Source organism: Paenibacillus elgii NBRC 100335, assembly GCF_004000865.1.
Classification (GTDB): Bacteria; Bacillota; Bacilli; order Paenibacillales; family NBRC-103111; genus Paenibacillus_G; species Paenibacillus_G elgii.
Map to the genome: position 1 here is coordinate 29,082 of NZ_BIMB01000039.1, position 17,216 is coordinate 46,297.

15 protein-coding genes are annotated in these 17,216 nt (G+C 56.2%); 6 read left to right on the forward strand and 9 right to left on the reverse strand.

The window, feature by feature from the left end:
- The first annotated feature begins 92 nt into the window (after positions 1 to 92).
- Both uvrB and uvrA read left to right on the forward strand, forming a co-directional pair.
- The gene (uvrB, locus tag PEL01S_RS24125; protein ID WP_063183468.1) at positions 93 to 2,090 is read left to right on the forward strand and encodes an excinuclease ABC subunit UvrB; all 1,998 of its coding nucleotides are present in this window, start codon (positions 93 to 95) and stop codon (positions 2,088 to 2,090) included.
- 20 nt (positions 2,091 to 2,110) lie between these two features.
- Entirely contained in the window at positions 2,111 to 4,993 is a 2,883-nt protein-coding gene (gene uvrA / locus PEL01S_RS24130; protein WP_127462087.1) for an excinuclease ABC subunit UvrA, read from the forward strand.
- 18 nt (positions 4,994 to 5,011) lie between these two features.
- On the opposite strand, the gene PEL01S_RS34615 is transcribed toward uvrA, so the two are convergent.
- Positions 5,012 to 5,179, reverse strand: coding sequence for a hypothetical protein (locus tag PEL01S_RS34615; protein ID WP_157244118.1), 168 nt, complete (start codon positions 5,177 to 5,179; stop codon positions 5,012 to 5,014).
- A gap of 261 nt (positions 5,180 to 5,440) precedes the next feature.
- Here PEL01S_RS34615 and PEL01S_RS24135 point away from each other — a divergent pair, with 261 nt between their 5' ends.
- A complete protein-coding gene (locus PEL01S_RS24135; protein ID WP_010496849.1) occupies positions 5,441 to 5,659 on the forward strand; it encodes a hypothetical protein in 219 nt (72 codons plus the stop codon).
- 171 nt (positions 5,660 to 5,830) lie between these two features.
- Here the strand turns inward: PEL01S_RS24135 and PEL01S_RS24140 are convergent, their stop codons facing one another.
- The 3 genes from PEL01S_RS24140 to PEL01S_RS24150 all read right to left on the reverse strand — a co-directional run bounded on the left by PEL01S_RS24140 (position 5,831) and on the right by PEL01S_RS24150 (position 7,487).
- Entirely contained in the window at positions 5,831 to 6,799 is a 969-nt protein-coding gene (locus tag PEL01S_RS24140; RefSeq protein WP_063183232.1) for a sugar phosphate isomerase/epimerase family protein, read from the reverse strand.
- Positions 6,800 to 6,940: 141 nt separating this feature from the next.
- Positions 6,941 to 7,249: a hypothetical protein gene (locus PEL01S_RS24145; RefSeq protein ID WP_127462088.1), complete on the reverse strand. Its 309-nt coding sequence runs from the start codon at positions 7,247 to 7,249 to the stop codon at positions 6,941 to 6,943.
- Between the two features lie 16 nt (positions 7,250 to 7,265).
- The gene (locus PEL01S_RS24150; RefSeq protein WP_063183229.1) at positions 7,266 to 7,487 is read right to left on the reverse strand and encodes a hypothetical protein; all 222 of its coding nucleotides are present in this window, start codon (positions 7,485 to 7,487) and stop codon (positions 7,266 to 7,268) included.
- Positions 7,488 to 7,710: 223 nt separating this feature from the next.
- Here PEL01S_RS24150 and PEL01S_RS24155 point away from each other — a divergent pair, with 223 nt between their 5' ends.
- Complete coding sequence (locus PEL01S_RS24155; RefSeq protein ID WP_063183227.1) at positions 7,711 to 8,001, forward strand: hypothetical protein; 291 nt, start codon at positions 7,711 to 7,713, stop codon at positions 7,999 to 8,001.
- Positions 8,002 to 8,069: 68 nt separating this feature from the next.
- Here PEL01S_RS24155 and PEL01S_RS24160 read toward each other — a convergent pair whose 3' ends face one another.
- The 5 genes from PEL01S_RS24160 to PEL01S_RS24180 all read right to left on the reverse strand — a co-directional run bounded on the left by PEL01S_RS24160 (position 8,070) and on the right by PEL01S_RS24180 (position 15,269).
- A complete protein-coding gene (locus tag PEL01S_RS24160) occupies positions 8,070 to 9,221 on the reverse strand; it encodes an MBOAT family O-acyltransferase (protein ID WP_127462089.1) in 1,152 nt (383 codons plus the stop codon).
- Positions 9,222 to 9,396: 175 nt separating this feature from the next.
- Entirely contained in the window at positions 9,397 to 10,356 is a 960-nt protein-coding gene (locus PEL01S_RS24165) for an SGNH/GDSL hydrolase family protein (RefSeq protein WP_127462090.1), read from the reverse strand.
- Between the two features lie 70 nt (positions 10,357 to 10,426).
- Positions 10,427 to 11,623, reverse strand: coding sequence for a class-II aminoacyl-tRNA synthetase family protein (locus PEL01S_RS24170; RefSeq protein ID WP_127462091.1), 1,197 nt, complete (start codon positions 11,621 to 11,623; stop codon positions 10,427 to 10,429).
- A 4-nt stretch (positions 11,624 to 11,627) separates the two neighbouring features.
- Positions 11,628 to 11,879 (reverse strand): acyl carrier protein, encoded by a 252-nt coding sequence (locus PEL01S_RS24175; RefSeq protein WP_025847831.1) that lies wholly within the window; start codon positions 11,877 to 11,879, stop codon positions 11,628 to 11,630.
- Between the two features lie 138 nt (positions 11,880 to 12,017).
- A complete protein-coding gene (locus PEL01S_RS24180; RefSeq protein WP_127462092.1) occupies positions 12,018 to 15,269 on the reverse strand; it encodes an FG-GAP repeat domain-containing protein in 3,252 nt (1,083 codons plus the stop codon).
- A gap of 266 nt (positions 15,270 to 15,535) precedes the next feature.
- Here PEL01S_RS24180 and PEL01S_RS24185 point away from each other — a divergent pair, with 266 nt between their 5' ends.
- Positions 15,536 to 15,748 (forward strand): hypothetical protein, encoded by a 213-nt coding sequence (locus tag PEL01S_RS24185; protein ID WP_010496865.1) that lies wholly within the window; start codon positions 15,536 to 15,538, stop codon positions 15,746 to 15,748.
- Positions 15,749 to 15,779: 31 nt separating this feature from the next.
- Positions 15,780 to 17,216 carry an aminotransferase-like domain-containing protein gene (locus PEL01S_RS24190; RefSeq protein WP_127462093.1) on the forward strand — a complete coding sequence of 479 codons (1,437 nt, stop codon included), beginning with the start codon at positions 15,780 to 15,782 and terminating at the stop codon, positions 17,214 to 17,216.

Below are 17,216 nucleotides of genomic sequence, written 5' to 3' on the forward strand. Positions count from 1 at the left end.
AACCGATGCTTAGTTATTTATCGGAATATGGCAGATAAAAGTTTAGAAGGAAAACAAAGTCTTTTTAATGAACGGGTGATCAGATGAGCAAAATGAATGAAGTCGTCTTCAGCGACAAGAAATTCCAGCTCGAAGCGGAGTTTCAGCCGCAAGGGGATCAGCCGGCCGCAATCGAGCAGCTGGTGAACGGCATACGGGAAGGGAAAAGACATCAGACGCTGCTTGGCGCAACGGGAACGGGGAAGACGTTTACGGCGGCCCATGTGATCGCCCAGTTGAACCGACCGACCCTGCTGATTGCGCATAACAAGACGCTAGCTGCGCAGCTGTGCAGCGAGCTGCAGGAGTTTTTCCCGAACAACGCCGTTTCCTATTTCGTCAGCTATTACGATTACTATCAGCCGGAGGCGTACATTCCGTCGTCGGATACGTATATTGAGAAGGATTCCAGCATTAACGAAGAAATCGACAAGCTCCGGCACTCGGCGACCAGCTCGCTCTTCGAGCGCCGTGATGTCATTATCGTCGCGAGCGTATCGTGCATCTACGGCCTCGGTTCTCCGATGGAGTACCGGGATCTCGTGCTGTCGCTGCGAGTCGGTATGGAGCGTTCCCGCAACGACATTTTACATCGGCTCATCGACATTCAGTACCAGCGCAACGATATGAACTTCGTGCGAGGCACGTTCCGCGTGCGCGGCGATGTTATTGAGATTTTTCCGGCTTCACGCGGCGAGCAAGCGGTCCGTGTGGAGCTGTTTGGCGATGAAATCGAGCGGATCACGGAGATTAACGTGCTTACCGGCGAGATTGTCGGCGAACGCGATCATATCGCCATCTTCCCGGCGTCCCACTTCGTGACGCACGAGGAAACGATGAAGCGGGCACTCGTGAACATCGAGCGGGAGCTGGAGGAGCGGCTAGAGCAGCTGCGCGGAGAGGGCAAGCTGCTGGAGGCGCAGCGGCTGGAGCAGCGGACGCGCTACGACATCGAGATGATGCAGGAGATGGGCTTCTGCTCCGGGATCGAGAACTATTCGGGGCCGCTGACGTTCCGCGAGCGCGGGGCGACGCCGTACACGCTGTTCGATTATTTCCCGGACGACATGCTTGTGATCGTAGACGAATCGCACGTGACGCTGCCGCAGGTCCGCGCGATGTACAACGGCGACCGGGCGCGCAAGGAAGTGCTCGTCGATCACGGCTTCCGGCTGCCTTCGGCGCTGGATAACCGGCCGCTCCGTTTTGAGGAGTTCGAAGAGAAAGTGAACCAGATCATTTATGTCTCGGCGACGCCGGGACCGTATGAGTTGGAGCATTGTCCGGAGATGGTGCAGCAGATCATTCGTCCGACGGGACTCGTGGACCCGGTGATTGAGGTGCGTCCGACTAAAGGGCAGATCGACGATCTGCTGGAAGAAATTCAAGACCGGATTAAGAAAGACGAGCGGGTACTCGTTACGACGCTAACGAAGAAGATGGCCGAGGATTTGACCGATTACTTCAAGGAAATCGGCATCAAGGTCCGGTATTTGCATTCGGACATCAAGACGCTCGAGCGGATGCAGATTTTGCGCGACTTGCGGCTTGGCACATTCCACGTTCTCGTCGGCATCAACCTGCTGCGGGAAGGGCTGGATTTGCCCGAGGTGTCGCTTGTGGCCATTCTCGATGCCGACAAGGAAGGCTTCCTGCGTGCGGAACGTTCCTTGATCCAGACGATCGGGCGGGCGGCGCGCAATGCGAACGGGCATGTTATTATGTACGGGGACAAAGTGACCGATTCGATGGATAAGGCGATTCAGGAAACGAACCGCCGCCGGACGATCCAGCTCGCTTATAATGAGAAACACGGCATTACGCCGCAAACGATACAGAAGAAAGTGCGCGATGTGATTGAAGCCACCAAGGTGGCCGAGCAGAAGGCCGACTACTTGTCGGAAGTGAAGCAGGCGAAGATGTCGAAGAAAGATCGCATCTCGCTGATCGAACGGTTGGAGCAGGAAATGAAGGAAGCAGCCAAAAACCTGCAGTTTGAGCGTGCCGCGGAGCTCCGCGATGCCGTGCTCGAATTGAAGGCCGAGCTGTAGTCAAGGGAGGCTTTCGAAACGTGGCCAGAGACAACATTGTAATTAAAGGCGCCAGGGCGCACAACCTGAAAAATATCGACGTCGTCATTCCGCGGGATAAATTTGTCGTCCTGACCGGTCTGAGTGGCTCCGGTAAGTCGTCCTTGGCGTTCGATACGATCTATGCCGAAGGGCAAAGAAGATATGTCGAGTCGCTGTCCGCCTACGCGCGGCAGTTTCTCGGCCAGATGGACAAACCGGATGTCGACTCGATCGACGGATTGTCTCCGGCCATCTCCATCGACCAGAAGACGACGAGCCGCAACCCGCGTTCCACCGTGGGTACGGTGACGGAAATTTACGACTATCTGCGTCTGCTGTTCGCCCGGATCGGGCGTCCGCACTGTCCGGAGCATAAAATCGAGATTACCTCTCAAACCGTCGAGCAGATGGTCGACCGGATCATGGAGTATCCGGAACGCACCAAGCTGCAAATTTTGGCGCCGATCGTTTCGGGACGCAAAGGTGAGCATTCGAAGCTGCTGGCGGATATCCAGAAGCAAGGCTTCGTCCGCGTGCGCGTCAACGGCGAGCTTCGCGAGCTGTCGGAAACGATCGAGCTGGAAAAAAACAAAAAGCATACGATCGAAGTGGTCGTGGACCGGATCGTCGTGAAGGACGACGTCCAGACGCGTCTGGCCGACTCGCTAGAGACAGCTTTAAAGCTGGCAGAGGGGCGCGTCATCGTGGACGTGATCGATCAGGAAGAGCTGCTGTTCAGCCAAAATCTGGCCTGCCCCGAATGCGGCTTCAGTATAGAAGAATTGGCGCCGCGGATGTTCTCGTTCAACAGTCCGTTCGGCGCATGTCCGGAATGTGACGGCTTGGGTCAAAAGATGATCGTCGACCCGGACCTGCTCGTTCCGAATCCGAAGCTTTCCATCGAAGAGGGAGCATTCGAAGCATGGGCCGGCAGCACGTCGAACTACTACCCGCAGTTCCTAGCGGCGGTGTGCGAGCACTACGGTATCCCGAGAAATGTTCCAGTCAGCGAGCTGACGAAAGAGCAGATGCAGAAGCTGCTGAACGGTACCGGCGGGGAAAAGGTGCGCTTTCGCTACGAGAACGACTTCGGACATAAGAAGGAAGCGATGGTCCCTTTCGAAGGCATCGTGAACAATCTGGAGCGTCGTTACCGGGAGACGTTCTCCGACGGCATCCGTGAGCATATCGAGAACTACATGAGCGCCAAGCCTTGCGGCAAGTGCAAGGGGGCCCGCCTGAAGCCGGAAACGCTGGCGGTAACCGTAGCGGATAAAAATATCGCGCATGTCACCTCGCTATCTATTGGGGAGGCGCAGCAATGGTTCGACTCGCTGAAGCTGACCGACCGCGAGACGCAGATCGCGCACCTGATCTTGAAGGAGATCAAAGAGCGTCTGGGCTTCCTCGTCAATGTCGGACTCGACTATTTGACGATGCACCGCGCGGCGGGTACGCTCTCCGGCGGCGAGGCGCAGCGGATTCGTCTGGCGACGCAAATCGGGTCGAGCCTGATGGGCGTTCTATACATCTTGGACGAGCCGAGCATCGGACTGCATCAGCGGGACAACGACCGGCTGATCCAGACGCTGGAGCATATGCGGAATCTGGGCAATACGCTGATTGTGGTCGAGCACGACGAAGATACGATGCTGGCTGCCGACTACATCATCGATATTGGACCGGGCGCGGGCATTCACGGCGGCCAGGTGATTGCCCAAGGTACGCCCAAGGAGATTATGCAGGACGAGCAATCGTTGACCGGGCAATATCTCAGCGGCCGCAAGTTTATTCCCGTCCCTGCCGAGCGGCGGAAGCCGAACGGCAAATGGCTGGAAATCCGCGGGGCTAAAGAAAACAACCTGCGCGGCGTCAATGTGAAGTTTCCGCTCGGAGTATTCGGCTGTGTGACTGGAGTTTCCGGCTCCGGCAAGAGTACGCTGATTAACGAAATTTTGTACAAAACGTTGGCGAAAGAGTTGAACGGTGCCAAGGTTCGCCCGGGCGACTACAAGGAGTTCAAAGGACTGGAGCATGTCGACAAAGTGATCGACATCGATCAATCACCGATCGGGCGGACGCCTCGTTCGAACCCAGCTACGTACACCGGCGTATTTGACGATATCCGCGACGTCTTCTCGGCGACTAACGAAGCGAAGGTGCGCGGCTACAAGAAAGGCCGGTTCAGCTTTAACGTGAAGGGCGGACGCTGCGAGGCGTGTAAGGGCGACGGCATCATCAAGATCGAGATGCATTTCTTGCCGGACGTTTACGTGCCGTGTGAGATATGCAAAGGCAAACGGTACAACCGTGAAACGTTGGAAGTGAAATATAAAAGCAAGAACATTTCCGAAGTGCTGGAAATGACGATTGAGGATGCGTGCGAGTTTTTCAAAAACATTCCGCGCATTCACCGAAAAATGCAGACGTTGATGGACGTCGGTCTCGGGTACATGAATCTGGGTCAGCCGGCGACGACGCTCTCCGGGGGAGAGGCGCAGCGCGTGAAGCTTGCGGCCGAGCTCTATCGCCGCAGCACGGGCAAGACGATCTATATTCTGGACGAGCCGACGACCGGATTGCATATCCATGATATCGACCGGCTGCTTAAGGTACTGCACCGCTTGGTCGAGAACGGCGATTCCGTCCTCGTCATCGAGCACAACCTCGATGTAATCAAGACGGCGGATTATATCATCGATCTTGGGCCGGAAGGCGGCAACCGGGGCGGTACCATCGTCGCTTCCGGAACGCCGGAGGAAGTCGTAAAGGTAGACGGTTCATATACCGGCAAATACCTGAAACCGATCCTGGAACGCGACAAAGCGCGCTCCGAAGATTACTATAAACGGCTGAAAGAAATCGAAGATGCGGCCGTTTAATTGCGACAGCCGATAAGATTAGGGATAAGAAAAAACGCTGCTCCAAGCCGGGAAAAACTCGCTTGCGCGCGGCGTTTTTTTGCGGGGAGCCAAGTGATTGAATTGAGCCCCCGGCCCGATTAATGCCGCGAAGGCATCGGTCATCCCATCCGGCGTTTTCACGAGTGTGCCTTGCAGGCTAGACACGGAGTTCCCGCATGTCCGGAGTTATAAATGTTAGAAAAAATGGACACTTTATATTTGCGCGGAAGATTCGAGAAATCGTTGTTCATCAGTGCCTTGAGTGAAGTGCCTCACAAGGAGGCAACGGCGAAAAAAGTCGAGCCCTGCCGCTTCCCGGCGAAAATGTTGACAAAGTTGTTACATCTAGATAAATCGCTTGCACTTCCAAGCTAGTCAAGATAAGATAGAAATTAAGTATTTTCGCATATTGAAGGAGGTCCCTCCATGTTTTTGGCTGAAGAAGCGGCAAAAGCCACGACGAGCAACTTTTCCGGTTTCGATATCTTCGTGATCTTGTTCACGCTAGTTATTGCCATCGGCCTGATCCGGTTGCTCGGCGCTAAAAAGAAAAATCCGTTCGCCATTGGCTTTGGTTTGGTTAGCTTGGCCGTATTCGTAACCTTGAGCGTAGTAATGGTTATGGGCTGGATGGGCAAGCTATAAGCTGCTGCAGAGACGCGAATAAGACTATACATGCACGGATAAGGACAGGTCTCCCGACGGGACGCTGTCCTTTTGGCGTTTTAAGAGGGACTATACCTCACAAACATATAAAAAGGAGCGCCTCCCGAGTAGAGGGAGTGCTCCATCGATTTTCACAGCTTGAAAAAGGCCTTATACCCACCACATTTCGCCGAGCGGCTCTTTGATGAGGATTTGCTGCAGGTTTTGTACCGCTTTCGTAAAGCCTTCGTCCACCGACATCAAGCCGTCTTCATGCTCGATGCTGACGACATAGTCGTAGCCGACCAAGCGAAGAGCGCTGATGATGTCTGCCCACGTCTTGAGATCGTGCCCATAGCCGACGGTACGGAACTGCCAAGCGCGGTCCAGCATGTTGGCGTAGGACTGCATATCCGTGACGCCGTAACGGTTGACGTTGATCGGATCGATCGATGTATCTTTAGCATGGAAATGGTGTATGGCGCCTGCACGGCCAAGAATGTTCACCGCCTGCACCGGATCGATGCCTTGCCACCACATATGGCTCGGGTCCAGGTTCGCGCCGATGACGTCGCCGGCCGCTTCGCGCAGACGCAGCAGCGTAGCCGGAGTATGGACGGAGAAGCCGCCGTGCAGCTCAAGACCGAATTTCACGCCGCGCTCGGAAGCGTATTTACCGGTTTCCGTCCAGTACGGAATCACTTTGTTGGCCCACTGCCAATCGAGAATCTCTTGGAAATCGGGTGGCCAAGGGGCCACCGGCCAGTTCGGATATTTTGCGTTATCGGAATCACCCGGGCAGCCGGAGAACGCATTGACGACTGGCACCTCAAGCTTCTGGGCAAGGTCCACCGTTTTAAGCAGCGCTTCGTGATCGGCTTGGGCGAGCGCTTTTTGCGGATGGAGCGGGTTACCGTGGCAGCTGAGTGCGCTGATCGTCAGTCCGCGGGATTCGATCGCTTGCTTGAATGCTTTCAGTTTGCCGTTATCGCTGAGCAGCACATCCGGGTCGCAGTGGGCTTTGCCCGGGTAACCGCCGGTGCCGATTTCAACAGCGTCGAGTCCTTTGGATGCAATGTAGTCAAGTGCTTCTTCGAAAGGCTTCTGCTGGAATAATACCGTAAATACGCCTAATTTCATGGGACACCTCCGGAAATAATTCAAAATGAACGCGCGTACAATAGAACGCTCATCCAAATTATATCACTAATTGCGCACGGCTCAAAGTAGGATTTTCGGACATAACGCATCGGGGTGTCGTTTTCGTAGAAAGTTCACGACTCAGTCTAACACGTTCATCGTTTGAATATGTTTTTTCGTTTCATCGGTACCCAGACTGTACAGCGTTTGATAGACGTTTTTCAAATAGATGTCATAGGTATCGTTTTCCTTGTCATGATGATAAGGAATACCCGGAAAATGGGCTCTGGAGAAGGTAAGTTCTTCTGCGTATTCCACATCTTCGAATAATTCCTTAAGCTTGATGACTTCCTCCGGTGTGGCCTCGATTTCCAACTCGTAAGCCGCATCGCCCTGATGCTGCATGATCGTCTTTGACTGAACGGAAACATAGTAATTTTTTTTATCCACGGAAGTAACCTCCGACTTATTTAAAATAGTAAGACCAGATAACTGCACCGGCAACCAGAACGATCGGAAAAAGCACATAAACGATAAGCATCGGATTGGCCATGACGGGATGCTTGACTGTGTTTGGGTCTGTGTTTTTGTCAAATTCCTTATTTTGTTGCCTTCGGGCCAGCATAAATGACGCAGCGGCAGAGATCACACATACGACGGCCGCAAGTGCGATAAGAGTGGTCAGCATTCGGAATCACGTTCTCCTTCCAGGGGGTTACCCTTATTTTCTGGCAATTTTCTTAAAATATACGGCACAGCGAATGTTTGTTCGCTAGGCAAAGTTTAGCTTTCGACAAAGCGCCCGACAACATTCCCGTTTCTTTTCCTTTTGATTGGTTTACAATGGAAATAATTCTCTTCGGACCGGGGGAGGGAAGGGGCAACTTTTTAAGGAAAGGGCGGATCGTAAGATGAGCAAAGATACGCAAATTGTTGAAACGGTATCAGGCACCTGGCTGCGTTTCCCAAACAACTTTAAAAAGTTTCAATGCTTGGTGGAGCTGCCCGATCAGCTCTCGCTCAACATTAATACGAAATCGGGCTGCGTGCATGTACATAAGAAGGACTGCGACGATGTGTTTCAATATGTGGGGGAATTGTATATAACGGCGAACGGCAATCAGCTGCAATGCACCGTTCAAGCTGCCCCGGCTAATGAAGAAGTGATGAAGACGCCCGGGAAGCAATCCGATGCCAGTTGAGGTATATTCGCGAGTTTCGCTCTGAAAAAACAAGCAGCGCCCGCAAAGGGACGCTGCTTTTATCATATTTAGAACGGCCAATTCAAAAGACCGCGGTAAATGTGGAGTACCGTTTCGCTTTTGCCGCTGTAGACGATAACAGCCGCGGTAACGATCAGCTGCGTTAACACGCAGCGGGCGTAGAAGTACGTCCGGGATACTTTTTTCTTGTTGACCGTCGTTTTCCCGAGCAGGTTCTCCAGCGCGATCACCACGCCGTGGTAGACGCCCCACAGCAGATAGAGCCAGCTAAAGCCGTGCCATAGCCCGATCAGCACCATGATGAGGATGGACAAGCCGGCAGCGGTCCATTTGGTCGGCGTCTGGCGCGAGAAAAATATAAAGATATGATCGCGGAACCAGTCGCCGAGCGTAGCGTGCCAATTGCGCCAGTACTGCGTCAGCGTCGGCGCTTGGAACGGTTTCTTGAAGTTTTCCGGTATGTTATAGCCCATCAGCCGTCCGAATCCGATCGCAATATCGGAGTAGCCCGAGAAATCGAAGTAAATCAGAGCATAAAACCAGACCATCAAAAATACCGATTGATGCGTGTAAAGCTCTTGCCCGGACATGGCATTGAACACGTCGGTCATCCAGGTGACAAGCACGATCTTCTTGAACATACCGAGAATGATCCGTTTGATGCTACTTTCCGTCAGTGCGGAATCCACCCGATACGGCTGCTTCGTATCCGCCATGAAATCGCGAAATTTGAGAATCGGGCCGGACGTAAATGTAGGGATGAACAAAATATAGTTGAAATAGTCGACAACTTTCGCGCGGGCGTCTTTGCCGAAGAAGTAAGCAAAATACAGGGCATCAATCACCTTGAGCACGTTGTAGATCAAGCCGAGTACAATCACAACGTCGAACAGCGGGTGAGTGAATACTTCCATCCCGAACAGCCGCAGCGAGCAGACAGCGGCGACATTGGCGGCGATCAGCAGAATGAACCAGCCCTTGCGAAAGCGCGACGTGTGACTAAGAAATAGAAAGGCCAAATAGTTCAACGCCGTGTAGGCCAAGTAAAAAGCGAGCAGCTTTTTACTGAACAGCAGCAAAAAGCATAGATTGAACGCGAGCAGCAGCAGCCGTTTGTTATCCGCCCACCGCCGGGTCAGGGCAAGCACGAGCACCATGCCGGTCATGGCCATAACCGCGTTCATATTTAAATACCACATCGAAGATTCCTCCAACATATGCATCCGCCGTGCGGGTCGGAAACCGGCCCGGAGCGGGACGGAAGGACCGATCGGGGCCCGCGCCGATCAAGACAAGATCAGAACCCTTCGTAGATGAACAATCCTTTGCCGGTAAAATAGATCAGCACCATGATGAGCATGGCGAGATAAACGATCACTTCGACGATTTTGCGAGCCATGCGTCCACCTCCTTCGTAAACACCGGAGCGCCTTCCTGACGGCTCAGATGGACGAGATCGTGAAAATATTTAGGATCGTAGGCCGTCAGCAGATCCAGCGTCGGAACCCCGGCCGCCTGCAGGCGCCGATTGACTTCTTCCTGCAAAGCGGGCATGTAGCGCGGCAGCTTGTAGCCGCGGTTCCAAGGCATCCAGACGACGCGCAGCGGCAAGCCTTGCTGCTTGCTGTAAGCGATGATGAAGTCCAGCGCGTCCAGATTGTTCTTGAAATCGCGGTTGGTCATCCAGCCGAACCGCTGCTCGTACTCGTCCCATTTTTTGCGAAGATCCTCGTCGGATTTTCGGCCGAAGTAGAGCTCCTTGTCGATCCAGCGCGGCTGGTAAGCCAGCGGATCGGACGCGCTCAGCTTTAGCGTCTCCGGGAAGCGGGCGCATGCTTCGAACCGGGCGGCATCCTGCTTCAGCAGCCCTTGATACAAGCCGCAGGCAAGCTCCGTCCCGGTATCGCGGAAATAGTCGCGGTACGCGTAGACGTAAGGCTGGTACCAAGGCTTGAACCACTGGTAGGTCGGGTCCGTATCCAGGCTGTCGATCATCGTATGCACGTCGATGCCTACGACAAGCTGTCCCTCTACATGGAAACGCTGCTGCTCCAAAATCGCTTTCAGATCGGTCAGCTTCCCGTAGGAAAGCCCGAGCTCCACCAGCTTGGCGGTCGAATCCGTCTCGATATACGCCCCCGTCACCGCGGAGTTGCCGTAGAAGGCCGGCCCCCGATTTTGCCAATCGTGATGGAAGAGCGTCTTCGTAAAATCGTTCTTATAAAAACGCCGCGACGTTACCATCGGGTCCCACCAAGAGATGAGGATGTCCGACAGCACGAAAGCGGCCAACAGCAGCAGCACGAAGCTGTTTTTGCGAAGAAAAGCGATCATAACGGGAAAACCCACACTTTCCAATGAAGGCGATCATTAGTTATCAATCACAGAAACACGGGTTGCGGTGCTAGAGCGATTTTTGCTGCCAGGCGTGGTACTGCTCGCGGAACGCTGCAGGCCAGTTCGCTTCGTCCAAGCCGTATTGCGCGAAGAAGGCGAACGCCCAGCGCTCGATGCCGAACCCGACGCAGCCGGTAACCGCATTGCGCTTGCCCATTTTAATATTGAACGCATTGCCGAACGTGTTGCTGTGGAAATTGATGGAGCTGCAGGCGATCGACTTGTTGATGTTCGGAATCGTCAGCCGAAGCTCGTACTTCATTTCCTGATTCCGCTGGAAGGACGCTTTGACTTGGAAATCGTTCGTGAAGAACGGATCGTTCGCGATTTCCAACACGCTGTCCACGTTCCATTCGACGGCCAATTCCTTCAAATATTCGATGGCCTGCAGCCGGTTCTCTTTCACGTAATCCGGCTTGCCGACGAAGATAATCTCCCGCATGCTGAAATCGAGCAGGCGTCCGAAGTCCGTATGATTGCGCGATTCGAAGCGGTGGCACTTGGAGATGGCCGTTACGGTCACGCCGTCGCCTTCAAGCGTTTCGTTCTGCAGCCCTTCGTAGCAGTGGTAGCAGGTCGAAGGGTTCATGGTGAATTTCGGCTTCGCCAGGTTGGCGTTCAGATCGAGCGGCTGCTCTTGCTTCCAGCCCCCGGCGTCGCGGATCGATTGGGAGAACGCTTCGATGATTTCGAGGTCCTCGCGCAGGTGCGACAGGAAGTGAATGTGCTCCGGAAACGAGGTAAAGTGATTCGTCTTGTTCAGCGTGTCGCAATGAATGACGGCCGGGTACTGTTCCTCCGTAATTCCTGCAAAACGGTTCGCGATTTTCGTCACGAAGCTGTAGTCGAGAAAACGCATCAGACTGGAGAACGGCTCGCGGAAAATAAAGAGGCCCGGCTCCAGCACTTTGATGATTTTGCGCTCGACGAGATCGGCGATGATATCGCCTTCGTAAGGAGTATCGACCTTATGCTCGAACAGGATGTTCTCCTTGAAACCGAAATCCCCTTGAGAGAAGCGGTCGATCAGCTTGCGTACCTGCTCTTCGATGGCGGCGTTGCCTTTCGGGGAGTCGTGAACAATATGAATGTGCCCGGATTCAAGCCGGATATCGCGGATGGTTTCGTCAATAAACGACGCGGCGTATTTGAGCTGCCCGTGCTGACTGGAGACAAGTCCCTCCAAAGAAACGACGCATTCCATGGGCTTACCTCTCTTTCTTGTTGTGGATGAACGTTGCGATTTCGCGGACGGTGTTGAGCGGGTACAGCATTAAATCCTGATTCGTCACTTGGATGCCGTACGTCTTCTCGATATGCGCGATTAATGCCGTCGCTCCGATCGAATCAATATATCCATAATCGAACAAGTGTACGTCTACGGAAAAATCGTCGTCATCGTCTTCGATTTCGTAACGGCTTTTGATGTGCGCCTCAAGCTGTTCCAGCAATTCCTGCATGGGGAAGCCTCCTCGGATAAATTAAAATCAAGCGATATACGCCGGGCTCGCAGCGAGCGCCGGCATAAAAGCGGGACGGCGATTGCGGGACCCAAGGGCCCCGCCACAACAACCGTCCGCGTAAAAAGTGAATGTAAACTAATGCGCCGCTTTGGCAACGGTTAGCGTCACCGGATCGCCGTAATGCGTGACCGTATAAGTCGCTTTCGCTTCGTCCCGGTCGACGGTCAGTCCCGCTCCTTCGATGGTCAGCGGCTCGGCGCTGTAAATTTGCACCTGCTGCATCCCGGGCGCGTTCAGCTTCAGCGTCCAGCGGTCCGCGGATTTTTGCAGCTCGTACGGCACGTTCGAGCGCATCAGATGCGGCTCGCTGCCGAGCGCCTTCGTCCGATCGGGCTCGGCGAACCGGATGGCGGCCGTCTGCGGGACGCCGAGGTACAGCTTGCCGCCACGCGTATCGCGTACCTCGGCATCGGTAACGGCCTGCTTGGCCGCGTAAGATTGCCCACGGTCGACGACAAGGCCGAGCGTGCCGCGGTATTCGGCGGCCTGCGCAGGAACACCGTCGGTGATCGCCTTGACGCGGAAGCCGGGCTCGACGGTCATGCCGAGCATTTTCTTGATGCGGTCCGCGATGACCTCGCGCCACGGCCGGTACAGCTCGACGCGGGTCGTCATTGCATTCAGGAACGAGCGCGCCATTTGGGGCTCGGTCATAAAGTTGTAGCTATTGTCGTCCCGGAGCTTATCCAAATACCGGACAAATTCCAGCAGCTCCGGCACGCGGGTTGGAAAATGGTACTCGATATGCTCGAAATAATCGATCGGCAGGTCTAGCGCCGCGTAAGCTTCGAAGATATCTTTGGTCGAATAATACGGGTCCGTGCGCAGCACCGGCGCCGGGGTATTCAGCATCATCGGCTTGGTCAAGTCGGGCTCGCCCGACGCATCGGTCATAAGAAATGGCAGGCCCCAGTTGTACTCGACCCCAAGGCGCGGATCGGCCTTGATATTCGACGGCTTGAAGCCGAAGTTGAACCAGATGCCGGACTCCCGTTCGTTGCGCAGCGTCTGGCTGCGGTCGGGATTGTTGATCCGCCACGTATGCTGGTTCGTGCCGGGCATGTTCCACGGAATGCCGAGCTTCTCGAACGCTTTCTGATGCAGCGCGATTTCCTGCTTCTCCTGCGCGTCGCTCGTAAAGTTATGGACAAAAATGTGCGGGTACAGCTCCAGACCGTTGTCCTTCGTGTACCTGATAAATTCGTTCAACTGGTCCGCATATGGGAACTTCGGATCGTCGATGGTGGACGGGATGCCGAACTCAAGCTGTCCGACGATCAGATCGTCCTTGCCGTCCCCGTTCAGGTCGTACCAGAGCGGGACGGCATTATGCCCGCCGACGAGCGCATGGTTGCCGAGCTGGTTGACGGTCGCCGCTTCGATGACGCCTTTGTCCACCCAAGCGGTACGCCCGGTACCCGAGTCCTCCTGAACGTAAACGCGCAGGTCGCCTTCCCCCGTGCCGACGACGAGGTCGGCTTTGCCGTCCCCGTTCATGTCGCGGACGGACGGTGCCGCAAACCGCGCGGCCAGCTTGAACAGCGCTTCGCCCGCATGCCAGGCGACCGCGCCGTTTGCCCCGCGCGTGCCGCGGTACAGCGTCACCTGCCCGTCGGCATCCCCGATCACGAGATCGGGGATGCCGTCTCCGGTGACGTCGCCCACGGCCGGCGCGATCGGCGCCGCGCCGCGGATCGGCTTCCCGTCCGCCAGCAGCGGGACGGGCGCCTTGAACGCGCCGCCGGCTTCGCCATAGGCGACCGCGAGCGTACCGTCCGGCTGGCCGATCAGCAGATCCGGCCGGCCGTCGCCGTTCAGATCAACCGCCGCCACGCTGGCGTACGATCCGGCCTTCAGCGGCTCCCCGCTTGGGAGCCGCAAAGGCTCGCGCCGCGCGAACGCCGCCGGCGCTTTCAGTCCCGCCGGGAGCTGCTGCCCGGCGTAGGCTCCCTCCGTTTCACCGGCGTTCCGGTAAACGTACAATCCGCCGTCGGCCGACCCGACGATCAGGTCGGGCCGGCCGTCGCCGGTAAGGTCGGCCAGCGCGGGGTACGCGCGGTAGGGCAGCGTGATCGGATCGCCGAGCGAGCGGTAATCCGGATAATTGGCCAGCCGGATCGCCTCTCCGTCGGCGGACAAGCGCGTGCCGCTCGAATAGAACGAATTCGGCGTCTCGCCGGCGAAGGCGGGCTTGTCGTTCGTTCCGGTGTTCAAGTGGACGACGACCGATTCCTGCCAACGCCCCCACGTGAACGACGAGCGGACCAGCGAGAACGACGGGATCTGCTTGTACTTTTTGAGCAGCTCCGCCCACTGGATGCCTTCACCGTCGCGGATCGCTTCCAGCGCTTCGAAATGGTTCTGGTACGCCATCGCCGGCCGGCCGTAAGGCCCGTACGACTTTTTGACGCTGTAGCCGAGCTTCGTCTTGGAGACGAACGCGGCGTATTCGCTGCGCAGCAGGGCGTTCCCGGCTGCGAACGTAAAATGGAAGTACGGCGCCAGCGGCAGCTGGCTGCGGTCGAAATACAGCGCGTCCGGAGTCGGTTTCTTGGCCGCGTTCGTCTCGACCGCCAGCTTTTCGAAGCCGAGCTTCGGGTCCATGCCGCTGTTTAGATCGTAGCCCGTTACAAAATACCGGTTCGGCAGCAGCGTGCCGCTAAAAAACACCGTGCCTTCCCCGTACCGGTTCAACGTATAAAGCGAGATGCCGTTCATGGAAGCGAGCGTCTGCGCCGTGGAAGGGACGAGCCCTTTGCCCCAGGAGAACCGGCTCAAGCTTCCTTCGGTATCGTGACGGAAGAAGCTGTCTGCGAAAGACCGAAGCAGTTGCTGGACGCTCTGCAGGTTGGTATCGACATCCGGGTAAGACCAGAGGGACGGACTTTCGCCTCCGGCTCCAAGTGCGCTGCGGGCCGGCGCAGGGACGTCGACGACTTGCCCCGCTCCGAGAAAGCCGGGGTCAAAATCGTCCGCAAACGGGTTCTCAAGAAATAAATGCCCGCCTTCCCGGACGTAAGCTTGAAGCAGCTTCCGCTCGGAATCTGTCATGCTCCCGTGCAGCGACGGGTCCAAATAAATCGAATCGTAAGACCGGAGCTCGCGGGCGCTCAGACGGCTCAGCTCCTGCCGTTCCAGCTCCAGACCGACGACCGGCGATTGCCGCAGCTGCGCGTAGGCGGTCGGATCGGAAGCGCCGCTTGCGGTGGCGTACAGCAGGCGCACCTTCAGCTCTTTGTTTGCTGTCAGCAGGTAGACGAGAACGACGGCTGCAATTGCAACAATCGCAATCGCCGCCGCCTTGCGATAAGGTCGTAATCGAATCAAAAAAATCTCCTCATTGCTCGTTAGGCTAGATTACCTTGCCATTATAGCACGGATGGCGGGCTTTGTTAACTTTTGCGCGGTCCGGCGGGGGCCTGCACGCCCCTCTAAACCGACCCATCCAATAGCCGCGGGAATGAAAAATTGGATGGGTGGAAAAACGGCCGATTGGTGGGTTACGCCGTATTCGTTCTCCTGTAAAGTAAGGGGAGGACGCATACTTTTCGAGAAGATTATCCTTTATTATAGAAGAAAGGACGGAAGCTCTTATGAACGAATGGATGCTGTATCTGCTTATTTTCGTTATCGTCCTGTTTGCGCTGATCGCTACCATTGTGGTGGGTGTATCGGCCAAAAATAAAGAAGGCAACCCCACCTACGACCAGAGGACGGGAAAAAATCTGCTGCGGCTGACATGGATTTATGCCGTCGTGCTATTCGGCGGTTATCTCGTTTTCGCAATATACATGTATTATATGTAATTCAGACCGCTGCAGAAGAAAGGGACCGACTATGTGGAAACCGGACCGCCTGGGCACCGTGCCCATGTATCGACAAATCGCCGATTATTTCGAGCGGCGCATCGTTCTGGGGGAGCTGCCGCCGGGTTCGATTTTGCCGCCGGAGCGCAAGCTGGCCGGACAGTGGCAGCTTAACCGCAGCACGGTTATTCAAGCCTATGAAGAGCTGCGCTCCCGGGGATTGATCGACCGCAGGAAAGGGAGCGGGACCCGGGTCAGCTTGCGAAAATGGGAGGAATCGCCCAAGCCGGCCGTCGATTGGCGGGCCTATACCGAGCAAAGCTCCCCGCCGGGCTCTCCCCTGCTTCGCAAAGTCCGGGAGGAAGCCCGGAAAGGTGCAGAGGTCGTCGATATGGCCGGCAGCGAGCTGTCGGAGGACCTGATCCCGATGGAGGCGTTCCGCCAGCTGATGCGGGAGCAGCCGCTCACGGAGCCGCTGGGGTATACGGACCCGCAAGGGTTGTACCCGCTTCGTGAAGCGCTGACCGTCTACTTGCGAGCCTACCGTCAGGTGGATGCGACCGCTTCGTCCATCTTCGTCACGTCCGGCATTCAGCAGGCGCTGTATCTGATTGCGCGCTGTCTGCTGCGCCCGGGGGATGCGGTGGGCATCGAGGTTCCGTCGTATCATTATTCGTCCCATGTCTTGCCGAGCGCTGGGCTGCGGACGGTCGCACTGCCTGCGGATGAGGCGGGAATACGGCCCGAAGAGCTGGCGGGGCTCATCCGCAAGGACAAGCTGCGCATGCTCATTTTGAATCCCGCGTTCCAAAATCCGACGGGCCGCACCCTTTGCCCGGAACGCCGAAAACGGCTGCTTGAAGTCGCAGCGGATTTAGGCGTCCCGATTGTCGAAGACGACCCGTACGGCTTAGCCGCATTTCGGGACGAGCCCCCGGTGCCGCTGAAAGCGATGGATACGAGAGGCGTCGTGCTGTATGTCGGCTCGCTGTCCAAAATCGCGGCGCCAGGTCTGAGAACCGGGTGGCTGGTCGGCCCCGAGGCCGTGATTCGTCAGCTGTCGGCAGCAAGACAGCAGATGGATATGGGACCGAGCGTTCTGCCGGAATGGCTGTCTGCGCGATTTTTGGCTTCCGACTTTTTTCACAGGCACCTGCTTCGGGTCCGGCGCGCGCTGAAGCTGAAGAGCGAGCTGCTGATGAAAGAGCTGAATGCGCATTTGCAAGGGGAAATGACATTTGAGCGGCCGGACGGCGGACTTTACTTGTGGGGAAAGTTGGCAGGGGGAGTTTCCGCGGCGAGGCTGCTTGACGAGGGAATCAAACGCGGCGTGCTGTTCGTGCCGGGAAGCGTATTCGGGCCGGACAGCGGCCATGTGCGGTTAACGTTCGCGCGTCCTTCCAAGAAGGACATCGCTGTCGGAGCGGCGCGCTTTGCCGAGGCCTTCCGGGCGGCTTCCAAGCGGTGA

What these genes read in the sequence shown, in the direction of transcription:
- PEL01S_RS24140 (WP_063183232.1), bottom strand. Translation starts at nt 6,799, where the DNA reads ATGAAATTAGGCGTATTTACGGTATTATTCCAGCAGAAGCCTTTCGAA.
- PEL01S_RS24175 (WP_025847831.1), bottom strand. Translation starts at nt 11,879, where the DNA reads ATGCAGGAATTGCTGGAACAGCTTGAGGCGCACATCAAAAGCCGTTAC.
- PEL01S_RS24150 (WP_063183229.1), bottom strand. Translation starts at nt 7,487, where the DNA reads ATGCTGACCACTCTTATCGCACTTGCGGCCGTCGTATGTGTGATCTCT.
- PEL01S_RS24185 (WP_010496865.1), top strand. Translation starts at nt 15,536, where the DNA reads ATGAACGAATGGATGCTGTATCTGCTTATTTTCGTTATCGTCCTGTTT.
- uvrB (WP_063183468.1), top strand. Translation starts at nt 93, where the DNA reads ATGAATGAAGTCGTCTTCAGCGACAAGAAATTCCAGCTCGAAGCGGAG.
- PEL01S_RS24190 (WP_127462093.1), top strand. Translation starts at nt 15,780, where the DNA reads ATGTGGAAACCGGACCGCCTGGGCACCGTGCCCATGTATCGACAAATC.
- PEL01S_RS24135 (WP_010496849.1), top strand. Translation starts at nt 5,441, where the DNA reads ATGTTTTTGGCTGAAGAAGCGGCAAAAGCCACGACGAGCAACTTTTCC.
- PEL01S_RS24160 (WP_127462089.1), bottom strand. Translation starts at nt 9,221, where the DNA reads ATGTGGTATTTAAATATGAACGCGGTTATGGCCATGACCGGCATGGTG.
- PEL01S_RS24155 (WP_063183227.1), top strand. Translation starts at nt 7,711, where the DNA reads ATGAGCAAAGATACGCAAATTGTTGAAACGGTATCAGGCACCTGGCTG.
- PEL01S_RS24165 (WP_127462090.1), bottom strand. Translation starts at nt 10,356, where the DNA reads ATGATCGCTTTTCTTCGCAAAAACAGCTTCGTGCTGCTGCTGTTGGCC.
- PEL01S_RS24170 (WP_127462091.1), bottom strand. Translation starts at nt 11,623, where the DNA reads ATGGAATGCGTCGTTTCTTTGGAGGGACTTGTCTCCAGTCAGCACGGG.